The organism is Rummeliibacillus sp. JY-2-4R, from assembly GCF_053847205.1.
Map to the genome: position 1 here is coordinate 3,842,600 of NZ_CM132623.1, position 15,469 is coordinate 3,858,068.

Here is a 15,469-nt window from a genome sequence, read left to right on the forward strand (position 1 = left end):
TCTCTATGTATCGACATAGAGACTTTAAAGTTAGTCATTGCTCCCTACGTCAGTATTAACTGTCAGGTTCTAAGGGTCAGGTTTTACCTTCTCAACACAAAAGTGTCCCCCCGCATAAATATTTGGTTGGGTACAAAAAAGCTCGCTAAACTAAGCGAGCTACTGTACAAAAGTTACTATTTATGTACTTTGCTCCCTACGCCAGTGTTAACTGCCAGGTTCTAAGGGTCAGGTTTTACCTTCTCAACGCGATTCACGTTCCCCTGCAAATATTTAAGTTGGCTTTATCGTAGCATTTATCATGCAGCTACTCAAGGATAAATTTACCTTTTATCCCGCAGTAACGGGCAGTAAGATTCCCACCTTAAGGTTTAGAAATTTCAAAGAAGTGCAAGGTTGTGAAAAAACTGCCCGTAAAAGCCTGATTGGTAAGATACAGTGAAACTTACCGATGCGTTAGCAGAGGTCTAGTTGAACCAATCGGGTTCGTACTGTCGATTGATTGCAAGCGTACGCTTGTGATCTTAGCGACAGTAGAACGGGACTAACAATCAGTGGGAGTGAACCCCAATGATTGAAGTTTCATTTTCACTTTATTCTTCACCAATACCAGAGGTGTTCATCAAGACAATTCTCCATCCATCTGGGTCTTCAATTGTAACGCCGGATTCTTCCCAATAACCGTTCTCTGGTTTAACAGGACCATACCCCATATTTTTTAACCTATATGTGATTTGTTCAATTGTTTTATGGTCAGGAATATAGAAGACTAGCAGATTATCCTTTGTAGGAGCTGGACAGGGACTACCATCTCTATGTTGAGTGAATTCTAAATGATAGTCAAAGCCAGGAAGTCCAATCATTACCCCTGTATATCCCCTGTGCCCCTCAAATGAGCCGATATTTTTCAACCCTATTCCTTTGCAATAGAAATCCACTACTTTTTCAAGTTGATCGGTTGGGCGTGCAATTCTAATTTGTGCTACTTTCATTCCATTTGGCCAATTACTATCCATCCCTTCATCCCCTTGTCTCTCATCTATATTTTTAAAAATTTACCAATTAACTACTAAGCATTATAACAAAGGATGAATAGAAGTACCTTCAGCAATTAGGCTGATTCGAATACAAATCTAATATTCCACTTTGGAATCAAAATCCCTTTTTCAATAATATCTCTACAATCAAATTCTCTGTTATCCTCGTGTAAAGGAGCTGATTAAATGAGTAAATGGAATGCAGTTTTATATGATCAAAAACACGAGTTTGTTTCGAAATTTGGTGGCGGTTTAGTTGAAGTACTTGCACCCAAAAAGGAGAAACTATTTTAGATTTAGGCTGCGGGTAGATTGTGTAATAAAGCGTTTTTCTGCTGTTTCCCCAAAATTCTCTGTTTTAGCTGCCATTATAAAAGTTCTTAACCATTCAGTTTCCATAGACCCTCCTAGTATTTAAATACATTTATAGTAGAAAACCGTAGTATCTAAATTGCCATTAGCAGATTTTGCATACAAAGGAATTCTCCCTGCTTCCATAAAGCCTAAAGATTGATATAACTTATTTGAAGGATCTCCTTCTCTAGTATCGAGTAAGATAAGTGATCTATTTTCTAATTTTGCTTGTTTTTCTGCAATTTGCATAAGTTGACGCCCAATCCCTGATCTTCTGAACTGAGGATGGGTCATTAATTTTCCAATCTCTGCTCTGTGGGTGCCATTTTGTCTTGATTCTAAGAATAATTGAATGCTCCCTACAATTTGACCGTCCATTCGTGCAACAAATAATTTAACAGTCGAATTTAATACATTTTTCCAATAATAAACTGCATCTTCAAGTTTTAAAGGTGGTAAAAAACCGATTGATGCCCCTTCATCCACAACTTCCTTTAAAAGGCTTGAAAGTTCAATTATCTCTTTATCCATAAATTTCAATTCTTCTATTTCCACATAATTTTTCAAATGTGATCCTCCTTAAATTTTTATCATTTTATTTTACATACTATTCGGATAATTAGCATTAGAGAATGTTAAAGTTTATCATATAAAAAAGATGGCATTTCTACATTAGTAGAACACCATCTCTTCATAAAACTTATTTACTTTTAAAGATACATTCTCATCCATTCCATATAGTTACCAACTACGGATTCTAAGAATTTCACTGTACCTTCATCTGTTAAGTTTCCTTCAGCGTCAAATTTAGTATGAGCTGCTCCAACATATACTTCGTTTCCTTGTAGAACAGGTGAGCCAAGACCTTGTGCAAATAAAATATCGCGTAAATGCATTTGTGCTTTTACTGTTCCAAGAATGCCCATTGACGCACCCATAATCCAAGATGGTTTACCAATCATCACTTTATCTACACGTGATAACCAGTCAATTGCATTACCAAGGACGCCTGGGATAGATGAATTATATTCTGGTGTTACCCAAAGAACAGAATCAGCAGCTTTTACTTTTGCTTTAAAATCAAGTACAACTTGAGGTGCTTCATTTTCGATATCTTGGTTATACATTGGAAGTTCATTTAAACTTAAAATTTCTAAGTCAAATTTGTCTGCAAAATGTTTTTGAACAAACTTAGCTAACATCATATTATAAGACTCTTTGCGAATACTACCAACAATTGCAACTACTTTCATGGTATTGCCTCCTATACAAACTATTTCTATACAAGAATATTCGTAATTCGAGATAATTTCAACTAATTTGCATAATAAGGATGTACAATATGTAAACAGATAAGGATGAAATTCCCACCCTTATCTATTTTTACTTTCTTTAGTAATATGGTGATTTATATCCCCTTCATCTCCCATTAGCTCAGATATAGTGACAAATTTATACCCTTCTTCCTCTAGCTTAGGTAATATTTGTTCTAGCGCTTTAATGGTTTGTGAGCGATTACCGCCCCCATCATGAAAAAGAACTACATCTCCTGGTGATGCCCCGTCTAATACTTTTTTCGCAATCCTGTTAACTCCTGGGTTTTTCCAATCTTGTGTATCTAGATGCCACGACCATATAACGACTTTAAAACCATTTTTCTGCGCCGTGTTAATCATTTCATCTGTATAAATTCCACCAACAGGACGGAAAAGTGTCGGTGAAAATCCCGTAATGCCACTAATAATACTATTCGTTTTTTCAAGTTCTTCATCTAGTTTTGGTGATCTTGCCTTAAACATATGGGAATAAGTATGGTTTGCTAATTCGTGTCCCTCTTTATATTGACGTTTAATAATTTCAGGGTATTTTTCTGCGCTTTTACCTAATACAAAAAAGGTGGCTTTTGCATGGTATTTAGAAAGTAACTCTAAAATTTCGGGAGTGTATCTTGGATCTGGGCCATCGTCAAATGTTAAAGCAATTACTTTCTCTTCTGTTTGAATATCCCACAACACTTGACCCGTTTGCTCATAATATCTTCTACCCTTATCCGCTGCATAACTAAACCTTGCGCAAAATATGGAGATGACCAAAACGCTAACAGTCAAAATTATTATATTGTTTCGTTTCAAAATATCACCCCCATTTAATTTTTTTCAAAAGAACACTGTGACTTTAATATTTGCCGAACTAAACAAATTATGCCCTTAAAAGTATTTACATTTAATGCATTGGAAGTTTATTCAAAATGTAATTCTTACGTTTATTTATGAAGAAAAAGGTAAGAATTGATATTAAGTTGTATTTTGATTAAAACAGGAGATGAGAAAATCTAATGTCAAATATTAATCCAATACCTAAAGATGAAGGAATCGATCATAGCATCAGCCTTTTAAAAGAAGGATATTTGTATATCTCAAACAGGCGTGACCAGTTCCATTCGCCTATTTTCGAAACTCGTTTACTTGGTAAAAAAGTAATTTGTATTACTGGAAAAGAAGCTGCAGAATTATTTTATGATAATAAAAAGTTCAAAAGAAAAGATGCAGTTCCTAATAAAGTGGTTAAAACATTGTTTGGCGAGAATAGTGTACTAACATTGGATGGAGATGCACATAAAAGGCGCAAGGAAATGTTCATGTCTGTGATGACACCCGATGATCTAAAAAAGCTAACAGAAATTGCGGATAATCAATGGGCAATGGTCATTGATAAGTGGAAACAACAAGATCAGGTTATTTTATATGAAGAAGCACAAGAAATCCTATGCAAGATAGCATGTGAATGGACCGGTATTCCAATACCCAAAGACCAAATAGAACAATTAACAAAAGATTTAGTAGCTATGTTCGAGTCCCCAGCAACAATAGGGTTAAATAGTTTATTTACTAAAAATGCGCGCAATCGTGTAGAAAAGTGGCTCTGTGAACTCATTGATTCTATTCAAGAAGGTACAGTTGTTGTGGATGAAAAAACGATTTTGCACAAATTTGCTATGTATCGTGATGCAGAGGATAACCGCATCGATAGCAAAACAGCGACTGTGGAAATTCTAAATATACTTGCCCCTATGGTGGCTATTTCAATCTTTATCAATTTTCTCGCACATGCAATCCATCAATATCCTAATAAAAAGAGAAAACTTGAAGATCATAAAGAGTATGCTCATATGTTCATACAAGAGGTTCGCCGTTTCTATCCGTTTATCCCATTTGTTGCCGCTTTAGTAAAAGAAGATTTTATATGGAATGACTATCATTTTGAAAAAGATACATTAACACTGCTAGACCTTTACGGCACGAATCATGATCCCGAAATTTGGGAGAACCCTAATTTGTTCTATCCTGAGCGTTTTGCAAATTGGGAAGGAAGCCCTTTTGAATTGATTCCTCAAGGAGGCGGCGATTATTTTTTGGGACATCGATGTGCTGGTGAATGGGCAACAAACGAGCTGATGAAAGTCAGTTTAGAGTATCTCGTCAATAAACTGGATTATGAATTTCCAACTCAAGATATAAGTTTTAGCTTAAACAACATGCCTAGTATCCCCAACAGTAAGATAATCCTTCAAAATGTGAGTCCAAAAGTTAGAATTTAGTCTGCAAATTACAAAAAGAAAAGGACCATGTTATAGGTCCTTTTCTAAAATCCTTATGCAGGTTTTAAAGTATGATTCATCACTAATTCATTGTAAAGCTGTAAATCTTCTTGATATAAGTCATTATATGTTGCTAAGCTATGTTTTCTTATCATATTAAAAGTATTTTCATCTACAAGATGTAATATTTGATTGAACTTTTCTGCATTGTCCCAAGCAGTTTCTTCAAAAGTGATATTCATTTGATGTTCATCAAGAAGTGACGCTAAAAGTTGCTCATCATTGTAAATCTCACTTAACGTATATTGATCTTTCATTTCGAAAAACTCAAGTGTTTTTGAAAGTGAAGCAAGTAACGCCTCGCGATCGATTGCATGGCCTAATTCATGCATCGTAATAGTTTTTACATAAACTTCAAGTGGAACCAGGGATTGTAATTCATTCTTTGCCTCTTCTAAACGCTTGGCATCAAACCCGATATAATTCCTAATAAAATTATAGCTCATATTAATTCCTGAATGATCTTGTCTAAGTTCTAAGTCCATCTCCAAAGCATTCATAGTAGAAAGAATTATCTCAAAAAGATATTTATCTATAGAATGATCCTTCATTATATTGTCATTTCCCCTTATATTCTATTTGCATAAAAGAAACTTAATAATAATAAAAAACGCAAAAATTTACCAAACGAGATATACTATATACTATTATTTATGTATTTTCAACTAAAATATGTCAATAAAAATAATTTTAAAAACAAAAAAGGTGTTTGTAGTTGGTCAATCCAACTACAAACACCTTTACTTAGTATTATTTTGAACTCGCTTTTTAACCTAAGAAATTAATCATAGAATAACTTTTATTTATCATCATTCTTGCTACGGCGATTCCGGCTTCTAGCTTCTCCGCCTTTTCGACCAGCTTCTTCTCTACTCATTTTTTGATCGTCATCATTTTGGTTATCGTCGTTATCATTGTTATTGCGTTGGTTGCTTCTTGCTTCTCCACCTTTTTGACCAATTTCTTCATAGAAATCACGGTCATGGTTTTCAGCTGTCGCTTCTCCGCCTTTTTGACCTATTTCTTCGTAGAAATCACGGTCATGGTTTTCAGCTGTTGCTTCTCCGCCTTTTCGGCCAATCTCTTCATAAAATTCACGACCGTGGTTTTCAGCTGTTGCTTCTCCGCCTTTTCGGCCAATTTCTTCATAAAATTCACGATCATGATTTCTGGAGGTAGCTTCTCCGCCTTTACGTCCCGCTTCTTCTACAGTCATGTTACCATCATTGTTTCTGTTGCGATTGTTTTCTTTAGCCATTAGAAATTCCTCCCATAATTTTAATTTTTTTTATTTTGAACTTATTATTGTAAGCTCACTTTTTATATTCCCCTCTTCTAAAAGAGTAAACATTTATTTTTAGAATTTTAATATGTTAGTAGATAGTAGAAATCAAAAATTATAGTTAAAAAATCGAGTAGAATAATGATTATATTCTACCCGACTTTTAATTATTTCTTTTTATGGATTTGGGCGGCCTTCTGAGCCATCATGTTGCGAAAATTTCACTTCATTTTCTTTACTTAATGCATGGCGTCTTTGCGCTTCAGTAGAAATTGCTTCATTCGCCGCGATTTCATGATTAAGAGTTAGCAGCGAATTCGATTCCTCTTCTATTCCTGCTGATGAAACCGAATTGATTGAATCCAATATATCATTTTCAATAATTCGTGTTATTAATTCTTTCAAGGATGTATTTTCTATTTGTGCTCTGCGACTAAGTTCTTTAACTTGCTGATCCGATAATTGAATGGTTACTTCTTGAGTCATTAAGTATTCCCTCCTTCTCACTAGAATTATTTACTTCATACCGCTCTTGGGAGGGAAATAAACCTAACTGCGTTAATCTTCAAAAAGCCTTTATTATCTTATTTAACACAAACTAAAAGATTCAAAAGAATACTTCTTTTCTTCATACTTACCACCAATAATCAATTCGCTTCACAGGTATCGATTGAAAAATATTCTCTATGGAATCTAAATTTGTTTTTTCTACTAAAATAAGTTTGAGCTCTTTATCATCAATTAATTTCAAAGTTAATGTTCCACCATTGTCATCTAATGTATGCCACGATTGCAATTCATTGATTGTTACTTCAACAATCGCATCAAATCTAATCACATTGTTTCCTTTTTTCTTCAAAAACTGTTCACGTGAATTGATTCGATCGAATTCTTCTTCTATCTTTTTTCCTCTTGGTACAATCCATACTCTTCTAAACAAACTATATAAGATTTTTACAACTATTATATCTAATCCTCTATTTAAAGTTAGTTCCTTCATTCCATAGAGTTGTCTTCCGATTTGCCCTAACCATAATTCCTCTTGTTTAATATAAACTTTATAATAACGATCCCTGATAAAAGTATTTCCTTTAATAGCATAAAAAAACTCCATCTATACTCTCCCAATCATATAACTAACCCTTAATATTTCCCCATATTGTAACATCACTTTTATCATTTGATGCATGTTTACATAGGAATTTCCTCTTTTCATTTTCATGCGTGTGAGGTTAAAGGAAATAGAAAATGCTTTGGCACATTTTTTAATAATGGTCGTACAAACAATGTATCTTCATGATTCATAATATACTCTATGTGGAGGCTTTCACAATCGTAATCTGGCGTGAAATGGAAATGTACTTGTTCTGTATGTTCTGAAACTATTTTATTTAGAATCTTATCCAAGTTAACCTTTTTTGCGCTGATTATATCAAATATATGGAGATGATTGGTATCTTGTTTTAAAAGTAGGATGATATCATCTTCTTCGCTATAATAAATTGCATCATGAAATACTTGAATTATATAAAACATTAATAGGTGTTCATTGTTCTTCACGCTTAAAGTTGACGATACAGGTACTCTTTTTTTGGCGAATTCTTTAATCTTTTGGAAATCTTCTTGAGCATTTATGTCTAAACGCCTAATTACGTCTGAGTTAGCTTGATGTTTTTTTAAACTTGATGTTTTTAAAGTAAAACTACTTTCTAATACTTTATTAAATCCAAATTTCGGGTAAAAATCTAAAACTGAATCGTTAGCAAATAAGTAAATAAAATCATATTCCTCTTCATATTTTTCAATGATATAATTCAATAATTTTCTAGATAGACCCAGATTACGATAATTGGGATGTGTCATCACGGTTCCTACTTGTATGGCTTTATATTCTTGATCCTTTAATACAATTGTCATTTTGTTAATTGCAGCATTTGCAATGATTTGTTCTTTATTAACAAATGAGTAACAAATATAATCATCGTTCCAATATCCTTTTTCATACCATTTGTTAAAATCTATCCCAAACACAAGTTTCGCCAATTTATTAAAGCTTTCCCTATATACCTTATTGTGTTTATAGTCGCTTACTAATGAATAATTTGCCATAGAAACCTCTTTTCAAAATCATTTTGTTAGTTGGTTTATTCTATACAGTTTTCTTCTATGCGATTTAGTCCACTCATATTCTATTTAGCAAGTAGAATATTTACTATTCATATTTTTTGTCAATTATTTAGCATATTTCAATTATGTAATTTACTATTAATATCTATTGCAATCATTTCGAATATCATATATTATTTTCCTCAGGCTGATAGCGCCTCATAAAACAATTTAAAAACCTTGAAAGAATTCTATGAATTTCTTAAATCTTCTTAAAAAGGTGGAAAGTATATGAGACAAACTAACAATAGATATACAGTGAATGCTGTAGGTACAAACGGCCAAATTTACTTAACAAATTGCAAAGACAAAACTGAGTTAAAGCAATGGATTGCAAAGCATGAGCATCATATCATCAAAGAGGAACTGCAAATTATTGATAAAAAGAGAATTCAACTTTTTAAGTTATTCTCACTAAGAAAATAAATCAATAAGCATGAATTCTATTTAGTATCTTCAAGGGTTTTATCAGATTCATTTTCCTCAAATAAAAACGAATTCCCGAGTAATGGAATTCGCAAATTTTTTTATTTACTTTTAGTCGATTAAATATTTCTCTTTAGAAGTTAACAAAAGCACCAGTTCATCAAAAGACTAATGATGCTCTGAGATTATTAATGCCATTCTCTAAATAAGCTTTTAGACAGGTCAACATATATACCCAACCTTCTTTTTGGCCTATCATTTTGTTTAGTATTTTCGTGCCGCCTTCTTTAAAGCCAGATTCAGTTACTTCAATGATTGTATTATTATTATCCGAATGGGTAAATGCGATTGTTACAACCGTTTCTTCCTCTTGACTACCCCATTTAAATATAATTTTCTCATTGTCCTCCACTTCTAATACATATACAGTTACTTCTGCATCATATTCATCATATTTCCAAGTTATCCTTTTATCTTTCTCTACTCTTTCCGAACCTGATGAAAACCAATAATTGGCCATTTTTTGTGGATCTACTATTGCTTCGAATACCTCATTAACTGGTTTAGCTATTTTTAATTTCGTCGTTACTTGCATATCCATATCATCCAACCTACCTTTCGATGTCCCTTAAGTTTTGAACCTACTACTATTTTGCACAAACTCTTTTCAATTAGTACTCATTAAAAAATGGCTTTTAGCATTTTGACTATCATTCTTGGTATAAACAGAAGTATATTAAAAATTACTTCGCCAATAATCGATCCCAAAATTTCACTAAAGAAATCTTTTATACTATTATTTTCCTTCTTTTTCTTTTTCACTTTCTGTTCCTCTGACATAATAACCTGCCTCACAAACAATTATTTATTATCATTATCTTTAGTGACGTGGTGCAAATAAAATAATCGAAGCCCCAATTAGACAGATAGCTGCTCCAAGAAAATCATATAAATCTGGCGTTTTTCTATCAATTCCCCATCCCCACAAAATAGATAGAACTATAAATACTCCACCATACGCTGCATAGACTCTACCGAAAGATGGAAAGTGTTGAAATGTAGCAATCACACCATATATCACTAAAACAATTCCCCCTATAACTCCCCAGTAGAAAGGCCTTCCTTCTCTTAACGATAACCAAATCAAATAGCCTCCACCTATTTCTGCAAGACCTGCCAATATAAATAACATAATTGCATAAAACATACATTCACTTCCTCAATTACCATACTCATATATTAGTCATTATAGCGTTTTCCATTATTAAAAAGAAAATATGAGAAAATATGTAAAGCTCTAGGCTACCATCACTAATTAATGTGGGCGTAAACAATATAGTAAGATATGTGTTTAATCGGAAGGAGAAAAACAATTGAATAATCTACAAAATGAAGGAGAAAATCAATCGTTACTAAATTCTCTAAAACAAGGTGGATATATTTTGTATGCTAGACACGGAGAAGCAAATGTAGGGATGGATCAACCATATATTGATCTTTCGAATTGTTATACACAAAGAAATTTGTCCGAAACAGGAAGGAGTCAAGCTATACTGTATGGAAATACATTAAGAAGATTGCAAATACCTATAGAATATCCTATCCAAGCTAGCCCCTTATGCCGAACCATGGAAACTGCTTCACTAGCCTTTGGCGGCACGAATATACAAGCAGATAGACTAGGATATGAAATCAATACTTTAAGTAATCATTTAAACTGGTGGGAACAACTTATGATTTTAAATGATCTCCAATCAGTACTAGAAATCCCCCCAAGCGCTGGCAAAAATAGAGTGATCATTGCTCATAGTTTTCCAAACGGCCTTGGCTTAGGTAGTATCCCGTATATGGGAACAGTTGTTGTGAAGCCACTTGGAAGAGGGAATGGTTATGAGATCGTAGCAAGAATTCCTTTAGAACAACTTCAAAACCTATCATAAAGGATGGAGAGAATGTATCCATCCTTTTTGTTTTTTTAATAAAAACTTTTCATGAATGCATATCCAACTTAGTCATAATTTGAACTTGTAAATTCTACAAATAATTGAGCGGATGCACATAATGAAGCATTAGCCTTCCATGCAAGTCCTACCTCGCGCTCACAATCTATATCAGCAATTTCAAAACGGTGTACAGGTAAAGCCTCTAAACCCGCATAATAAGGTAAAATACCAACTCCAAGATTGGCAGAAATAAGCCCTGCCAAAGTTGGGACTGCTGTTCCTTGGAATACAATATTCGGTGTAAATCCCGCGTCACGACACCATGACATCAGCTGGTGTTGCATCAATAAATGATCTTTATATCCGATAAATGGCTCATCACGTAAAGCTTGAAATGATATGGATTGCTCTTTACTCAATGAATGATTAATGGAGCAATAGCCATAAAGCTGTTCTTTCTTTATGGGTACCCAGTTGAAATGACCAAAAGTACGACTAAAGCTCGTGACAAGGCATAAATCTACTTTGTTATCTTCTAAAAGTTCTAATCCTTGTCTTGAATTGCATTGTAGTAAATCAAATTGAACATCTGGATAACGCTCTTTAAAATCCCTAAGAATTCCAGGCAAAATAGTCGTACCAATTGTTTGCAAAAATGCAAGCCGAATCGTCCCATGCTTTGGGTCTTTCATACTTTGAAGCTCCTTCACACCACGATCAAGTTGCTGAAGGCTTTCTTCCACAAAGCCTAAAAACTTTTCTCCGTAGACACTAATTTCAATTGAGCGACCAATACGATTAAATAATGGAACATCAAGCTCCTGCTCCAATTTATGAATTGCCTTCGTAAGTGCAGGCTGTGATACATGTAAAAGATGGGCCGCATGATTATAATTTTTTGTCTGCGCAATTACCTGAAAATAGCGAAGTTGATGCATTTCCATAAAGACACCTTCCTTCAATAATCAATGGTTATTGAATCAATAATAACTCAGTATTAGACGTTATGGGTAGAACGGCGTACCATAACATTGTAGGAGGGAAATTCTAATGGATATTTCAACTTCAAATATAAATAAAATAACATTAGGGATGTTAATTGGGAGTCTCGTCACTTTCGCAAACCTTTATGGCCCCCAAACTTTTATCCAACATTTCACGCATGACTTTCAAATGAATGCATCTGAATCTAGTTTGGTATTATCTATATCTACTTTTACCCTTGCATTCGGTATGCTTGTGATGGCAGCTGTTTCAAATACCTGGGGTCGTAAAAACATTATGGTATTCTCACTTGTGAGCTCATCCATTATTTATTTACTTGTTGGTTTTGCACAAAATTTTGAAGTACTTTTAATATTACGTGCAATCCAAGGGTTTGCTACAGCTGGTTTTCCTGCGATTGCTGTTACGTATTTAGCAGAAGAACTATCTGGCAACCAATTCCCAAAAGCGCTTGCTGTCTATATAACTGGTAGTGGATTTGGTGGTTTCTTTGGCCGAATTGTTTCTAGTTCCGTAATGGATTTAACCAACTGGCATTTCGCTGTATTTGTACTTGCCATTTTAACTTTACTTCTTTCTATTGTTTTTATCCTTCTAGTTGAACCATCAAAAAACTTTGTGTCGCAGCAATTTTCGGTTAAAAATTGGCTAGGAGGCATTATTGCTGCTTGTAAAGATACAAAACTATGGTTCTTTTATGGCCTTGGCTTCCTTGCGCTTGGTGTTTATGTGGCTATGTTCAACTATATTAGTTTCCCATTGATCAAGGATTTTTCATTGAGTCAAACTCTTGTCGGCTTCGTCTTTGTCTTTCAGTTGATGGGCTCTATCGGTTCAATGACAGTCGGCAAATTAAGCGATCGTTATTCACGCGGTCAAATGCTTTGTGTTAGCCTAGTGGTTGTTCTAATTGGTATTAGCTTAACAGCAATCCATTCCTTACCAGTTGTATTACTCGGTTTATTTATACTAGCTTGCGGCTTCTTTGCATGGCACAACTTGGTTAGTGGTTGGGTAAGTAGCTCAGCTATACCTAATGCAAAAGCTTATGCATCTTCTCTTTACCTATTATTCTATTATGTAGGCTCTAGCGTTGTCGGAACAATTGGCGGGCACTTCTATGATACAAATGGTTGGAACGGGGTTGTAAAAATCATGATCGTTTGCTGTATTATTAGCTTCGCCTTACTTGGACTTGTAGAAGTAAAACTTAAAAAAAGACAAAACATGCTGCAGCATAAAAATGTCACTTAAAAAAATAACGTATTCTTATAAAGGGAGGCATATCTTAGTGAAATGCCTTCCTTTTTACTTTTTCTAAAGCTAGCTCTAAAGTTACGGAATTTTCATTCATTATGGTAAAATTGTCAATGAATAAAATCATTGGAGGTAAAGACAATGTTGGCTAATTTTGAAGAAAATTTACTGAAGTATGCAAAACTTTTAGTAGCGAAAGGAATTAACGTTCAACCTGGTGATTGGGTGAAGATGACTATTACAGTCGATCAAGCTCCATTAGCACGTTTAATCACGAAAGAAGCTTATGCATTAGGTGCTGAAAAAGTCATTGTCAAATGGTCTGATGATGAAATTAGTAAACTCCATTATTTACACCAACCTGAAGAAGTATTAACAGACATACCTGAATACGAAATTCAAGAATCGGAAGATCATGTCTTAAATCATCGCGTAAGTCGTCTTTCAATTGTATCTAGTGATCCTGGTTTATTAAATGAAGTAGACCCTGCAAAGGTAGCTGCTTATCAAAAGGTAGCAAGTAAAGCATTCTTGGCTCAACGTAAGGCAACTCAAAATGATGACTTGAAGTGGACTGTTGCAGCAGCTGCTGGAGCTGGTTGGGCTGCACATGTTTTCCCTGATTTGGCTACATCTGAAGAACAAGTAGATGCATTATGGGATCAAATTTTCAAAACTTGCCGTGTCTATGCGGATGATCCAATATTAGCTTGGGATGAGCATAAAGCTACACTGAATGATAAGGCTACAAAGTTAAATGAAATCCAATTTGATGCATTACACTATACAGCGCCTGGTACAGATTTAACTTTAGGTTTACCAAAGAATCATATTTGGGCAAGTGCTGAAAGTTACAATCCAAAAGGCGAAGAGTTTATCGCCAATATGCCAACTGAAGAAGTTTTCACTGCTCCAGATACACATCGTATGGACGGCGTCGTTCGAAGCACAAAACCCTTAAGCTATGCTGGCACATTAATCGAAGGCATTGAAGTTCACTTTAAAGATGGCAAAATTGTTGAAATTTCCGCTGAAAAAGGCGACGATACAATCAAGAAATTAGTACATGACAATGAAGGTGCAACTGGCTTAGGAGAAGTTGCCCTTGTCCCAGATCTATCACCAATTTCACAATCTGGCATTACATTCTTTACAACGCTTTATGATGAAAATGCCTCTAACCACTTAGCAATTGGCGCAGCTTACCCTACTACAATTCAAGGTGGGACTAAAATGAGTCAAGAAGAACTGCTAGCAAACGGCATGAATACTTCTACTGTACACGTTGACTTCATGATTGGATCTGACAAAATGGATATTGACGGTATCAAACAAGATGGTACAGTTGTTCCAATTTTCCGTAATGGTGATTGGGCAATTTAAAAATAAGTTGATATAACAAAAATTAGAGTGATGGTTAACATCACTCTAATTTTTTAATTTGTGCCTATTACATATGAACTTGGTGCTCTTTTTCTGGATTCGACTTGTATAGCCAATAGTTAAGAGGCTTTTCCATAAATTTCATATAAAAACCAATGATTTTACCAATCATGTATGCGGCAATAACAGTACCGATACCAATTGATCCTAATTCATGAATGGTTACTAAACATACGATTGTCGCTAAAATAACATTTGCAATATCACTTATAATTTTTGCTTTACCAAATATCCATTTAAAACGGTCACTAATCACGTATGTTAAAGCATCATATGGCATCAATGGTAGTTTGGAATTCAAATAAAATACTAAACCAAAAGCTACAACAAATAGACTAATAATCATATAAATCCAACTATCTACTGCTGAGTTTGGCGTTGGTAAAAAGGTTCGAGTAATCCATAATGTTGCATTAATAAAGAAACCAAAGATAAAGGCAACAATTAGCTGTACACAAAAATCTTTTAAATTTATTCGATGATTAATAATAATTTGGATTACGATAAATACTATATTTGCAAGAATGGTCGTTATACCAACAGAAATCCCTGATGCAAGTGCGATTGCATAAGCAAGTGAAGATACAGGTGACACACCTAAATTTGCCACAATCGAAAAGCTAATACCTAGCGCCAAAATAAAAAGCCCTACTATGTATATAGTCAAGCGCTTGGCGGTAATTCCTCCATTTTCCATTAGATAATTCCTTCTTTCTTCTATTATTGTATCAACAAAATCCTTGAAAAAGTTAAAAATTCTTGGAACAATTTCGTCATCATTTAAAGTTCCAATCTTCTCTACTGTGTATAGTTTATCTTTTCTGTAACAATTATAATTACAGATTAGTTCCTAGATTATGATGTATTAAGTTTGTTATCTACTTAAATGCTTTTTTAC

General features: G+C 34.2%; 19 protein-coding genes and 2 riboswitches. Of the genes, 5 read left to right on the plus strand and 14 right to left on the minus strand.

Annotation, left to right across the window (positions count from 1 at the left end; all coding sequences use genetic code 11):
* Window positions 1-24: 24 nt before the first annotated feature.
* Window positions 25-122: riboswitch (TPP riboswitch) on the minus strand.
* Between the two features lie 54 nt (window positions 123-176).
* Window positions 177-275: riboswitch (TPP riboswitch) on the minus strand.
* A gap of 318 nt (window positions 276-593) precedes the next feature.
* From ACWV26_RS18865 to ACWV26_RS18880, 4 genes are all read right to left on the minus strand, one after another.
* Window positions 594-1,016, minus strand: a complete 423-nt coding sequence (locus ACWV26_RS18865) for a VOC family protein (protein ID WP_455896204.1) — start codon at window positions 1,014-1,016, stop codon at window positions 594-596.
* Between the two features lie 435 nt (window positions 1,017-1,451).
* Window positions 1,452-1,958, minus strand: coding sequence for a GNAT family N-acetyltransferase (locus ACWV26_RS18870; protein WP_455896205.1), 507 nt, complete (start codon window positions 1,956-1,958; stop codon window positions 1,452-1,454).
* A 143-nt stretch (window positions 1,959-2,101) separates the two neighbouring features.
* Window positions 2,102-2,644: an NADPH-dependent FMN reductase gene (locus tag ACWV26_RS18875; RefSeq protein ID WP_455896206.1), complete on the minus strand. Its 543-nt coding sequence runs from the start codon at window positions 2,642-2,644 to the stop codon at window positions 2,102-2,104.
* Window positions 2,645-2,764: 120 nt separating this feature from the next.
* Window positions 2,765-3,523 carry a polysaccharide deacetylase family protein gene (locus tag ACWV26_RS18880; RefSeq protein WP_455896207.1) on the minus strand — a complete coding sequence of 253 codons (759 nt, stop codon included), beginning with the start codon at window positions 3,521-3,523 and terminating at the stop codon, window positions 2,765-2,767.
* 203 nt (window positions 3,524-3,726) lie between these two features.
* Between ACWV26_RS18880 and ACWV26_RS18885 the strand changes: the two genes are divergently transcribed.
* Window positions 3,727-4,989 carry a cytochrome P450 gene (locus tag ACWV26_RS18885; RefSeq protein ID WP_455896208.1) on the plus strand — a complete coding sequence of 421 codons (1,263 nt, stop codon included), beginning with the start codon at window positions 3,727-3,729 and terminating at the stop codon, window positions 4,987-4,989.
* 53 nt (window positions 4,990-5,042) lie between these two features.
* Here the strand turns inward: ACWV26_RS18885 and ACWV26_RS18890 are convergent, their stop codons facing one another.
* From ACWV26_RS18890 to ACWV26_RS18910, 5 genes are all read right to left on the minus strand, one after another.
* Window positions 5,043-5,534: an integrase gene (locus ACWV26_RS18890; RefSeq protein WP_455896209.1), complete on the minus strand. Its 492-nt coding sequence runs from the start codon at window positions 5,532-5,534 to the stop codon at window positions 5,043-5,045.
* 314 nt (window positions 5,535-5,848) lie between these two features.
* A complete protein-coding gene (locus ACWV26_RS18895) occupies window positions 5,849-6,307 on the minus strand; it encodes a KGG domain-containing protein (protein ID WP_455896210.1) in 459 nt (152 codons plus the stop codon).
* A 201-nt stretch (window positions 6,308-6,508) separates the two neighbouring features.
* Window positions 6,509-6,817 carry a hypothetical protein gene (locus ACWV26_RS18900; RefSeq protein WP_455896211.1) on the minus strand — a complete coding sequence of 103 codons (309 nt, stop codon included), beginning with the start codon at window positions 6,815-6,817 and terminating at the stop codon, window positions 6,509-6,511.
* A gap of 148 nt (window positions 6,818-6,965) precedes the next feature.
* A complete protein-coding gene (locus ACWV26_RS18905; protein ID WP_455896212.1) occupies window positions 6,966-7,445 on the minus strand; it encodes a hypothetical protein in 480 nt (159 codons plus the stop codon).
* Window positions 7,446-7,549: 104 nt separating this feature from the next.
* A complete protein-coding gene (locus ACWV26_RS18910) occupies window positions 7,550-8,440 on the minus strand; it encodes a GNAT family N-acetyltransferase (protein WP_455896213.1) in 891 nt (296 codons plus the stop codon).
* 288 nt (window positions 8,441-8,728) lie between these two features.
* On the opposite strand from ACWV26_RS18910, the gene ACWV26_RS18915 reads away from it, so the two are divergent.
* On the plus strand, window positions 8,729-8,923 hold the full coding sequence (locus ACWV26_RS18915) for a hypothetical protein (protein WP_455896214.1): 195 nt from the start codon (window positions 8,729-8,731) through the stop codon (window positions 8,921-8,923).
* A gap of 160 nt (window positions 8,924-9,083) precedes the next feature.
* Here ACWV26_RS18915 and ACWV26_RS18920 read toward each other — a convergent pair whose 3' ends face one another.
* From ACWV26_RS18920 to ACWV26_RS18930, 3 genes are all read right to left on the minus strand, one after another.
* A complete protein-coding gene (locus ACWV26_RS18920; RefSeq protein WP_455896215.1) occupies window positions 9,084-9,524 on the minus strand; it encodes an SRPBCC family protein in 441 nt (146 codons plus the stop codon).
* 80 nt (window positions 9,525-9,604) lie between these two features.
* Window positions 9,605-9,763: a hypothetical protein gene (locus ACWV26_RS18925; RefSeq protein WP_455896216.1), complete on the minus strand. Its 159-nt coding sequence runs from the start codon at window positions 9,761-9,763 to the stop codon at window positions 9,605-9,607.
* 40 nt (window positions 9,764-9,803) lie between these two features.
* Window positions 9,804-10,130 carry a YnfA family protein gene (locus tag ACWV26_RS18930; RefSeq protein WP_455896217.1) on the minus strand — a complete coding sequence of 109 codons (327 nt, stop codon included), beginning with the start codon at window positions 10,128-10,130 and terminating at the stop codon, window positions 9,804-9,806.
* Window positions 10,131-10,296: 166 nt separating this feature from the next.
* Between ACWV26_RS18930 and ACWV26_RS18935 the strand changes: the two genes are divergently transcribed.
* Window positions 10,297-10,863: a histidine phosphatase family protein gene (locus ACWV26_RS18935; RefSeq protein WP_455896218.1), complete on the plus strand. Its 567-nt coding sequence runs from the start codon at window positions 10,297-10,299 to the stop codon at window positions 10,861-10,863.
* Window positions 10,864-10,931: 68 nt separating this feature from the next.
* Here ACWV26_RS18935 and ACWV26_RS18940 read toward each other — a convergent pair whose 3' ends face one another.
* A complete protein-coding gene (locus ACWV26_RS18940; RefSeq protein WP_455896219.1) occupies window positions 10,932-11,810 on the minus strand; it encodes a LysR substrate-binding domain-containing protein in 879 nt (292 codons plus the stop codon).
* Window positions 11,811-11,916: 106 nt separating this feature from the next.
* Here ACWV26_RS18940 and ACWV26_RS18945 point away from each other — a divergent pair, with 106 nt between their 5' ends.
* Window positions 11,917-13,125 (plus strand): MFS transporter, encoded by a 1,209-nt coding sequence (locus ACWV26_RS18945; RefSeq protein WP_455896220.1) that lies wholly within the window; start codon window positions 11,917-11,919, stop codon window positions 13,123-13,125.
* 144 nt (window positions 13,126-13,269) lie between these two features.
* On the plus strand, window positions 13,270-14,511 hold the full coding sequence (locus tag ACWV26_RS18950) for an aminopeptidase (RefSeq protein ID WP_455896221.1): 1,242 nt from the start codon (window positions 13,270-13,272) through the stop codon (window positions 14,509-14,511).
* A gap of 67 nt (window positions 14,512-14,578) precedes the next feature.
* Here the strand turns inward: ACWV26_RS18950 and ACWV26_RS18955 are convergent, their stop codons facing one another.
* On the minus strand, window positions 14,579-15,268 hold the full coding sequence (locus ACWV26_RS18955; protein ID WP_455896222.1) for a YczE/YyaS/YitT family protein: 690 nt from the start codon (window positions 15,266-15,268) through the stop codon (window positions 14,579-14,581).
* Between the last annotated feature and the right edge of the window lie 201 nt (window positions 15,269-15,469).

What these genes read in the sequence shown, in the direction of transcription:
- ACWV26_RS18950 (WP_455896221.1), top strand. Translation starts at nt 13,270, where the DNA reads ATGTTGGCTAATTTTGAAGAAAATTTACTGAAGTATGCAAAACTTTTA.
- ACWV26_RS18885 (WP_455896208.1), top strand. Translation starts at nt 3,727, where the DNA reads ATGTCAAATATTAATCCAATACCTAAAGATGAAGGAATCGATCATAGC.
- ACWV26_RS18940 (WP_455896219.1), bottom strand. Translation starts at nt 11,810, where the DNA reads ATGGAAATGCATCAACTTCGCTATTTTCAGGTAATTGCGCAGACAAAA.
- ACWV26_RS18895 (WP_455896210.1), bottom strand. Translation starts at nt 6,307, where the DNA reads ATGGCTAAAGAAAACAATCGCAACAGAAACAATGATGGTAACATGACT.
- ACWV26_RS18930 (WP_455896217.1), bottom strand. Translation starts at nt 10,130, where the DNA reads ATGTTTTATGCAATTATGTTATTTATATTGGCAGGTCTTGCAGAAATA.
- ACWV26_RS18865 (WP_455896204.1), bottom strand. Translation starts at nt 1,016, where the DNA reads ATGGATAGTAATTGGCCAAATGGAATGAAAGTAGCACAAATTAGAATT.
- ACWV26_RS18945 (WP_455896220.1), top strand. Translation starts at nt 11,917, where the DNA reads ATGGATATTTCAACTTCAAATATAAATAAAATAACATTAGGGATGTTA.
- ACWV26_RS18955 (WP_455896222.1), bottom strand. Translation starts at nt 15,268, where the DNA reads ATGGAAAATGGAGGAATTACCGCCAAGCGCTTGACTATATACATAGTA.
- ACWV26_RS18915 (WP_455896214.1), top strand. Translation starts at nt 8,729, where the DNA reads ATGAGACAAACTAACAATAGATATACAGTGAATGCTGTAGGTACAAAC.
- ACWV26_RS18925 (WP_455896216.1), bottom strand. Translation starts at nt 9,763, where the DNA reads ATGTCAGAGGAACAGAAAGTGAAAAAGAAAAAGAAGGAAAATAATAGT.
- ACWV26_RS18910 (WP_455896213.1), bottom strand. Translation starts at nt 8,440, where the DNA reads ATGGCAAATTATTCATTAGTAAGCGACTATAAACACAATAAGGTATAT.
- ACWV26_RS18905 (WP_455896212.1), bottom strand. Translation starts at nt 7,445, where the DNA reads ATGGAGTTTTTTTATGCTATTAAAGGAAATACTTTTATCAGGGATCGT.
- ACWV26_RS18920 (WP_455896215.1), bottom strand. Translation starts at nt 9,524, where the DNA reads ATGGATATGCAAGTAACGACGAAATTAAAAATAGCTAAACCAGTTAAT.
- ACWV26_RS18890 (WP_455896209.1), bottom strand. Translation starts at nt 5,534, where the DNA reads ATGGACTTAGAACTTAGACAAGATCATTCAGGAATTAATATGAGCTAT.
- ACWV26_RS18875 (WP_455896206.1), bottom strand. Translation starts at nt 2,644, where the DNA reads ATGAAAGTAGTTGCAATTGTTGGTAGTATTCGCAAAGAGTCTTATAAT.
- ACWV26_RS18900 (WP_455896211.1), bottom strand. Translation starts at nt 6,817, where the DNA reads ATGACTCAAGAAGTAACCATTCAATTATCGGATCAGCAAGTTAAAGAA.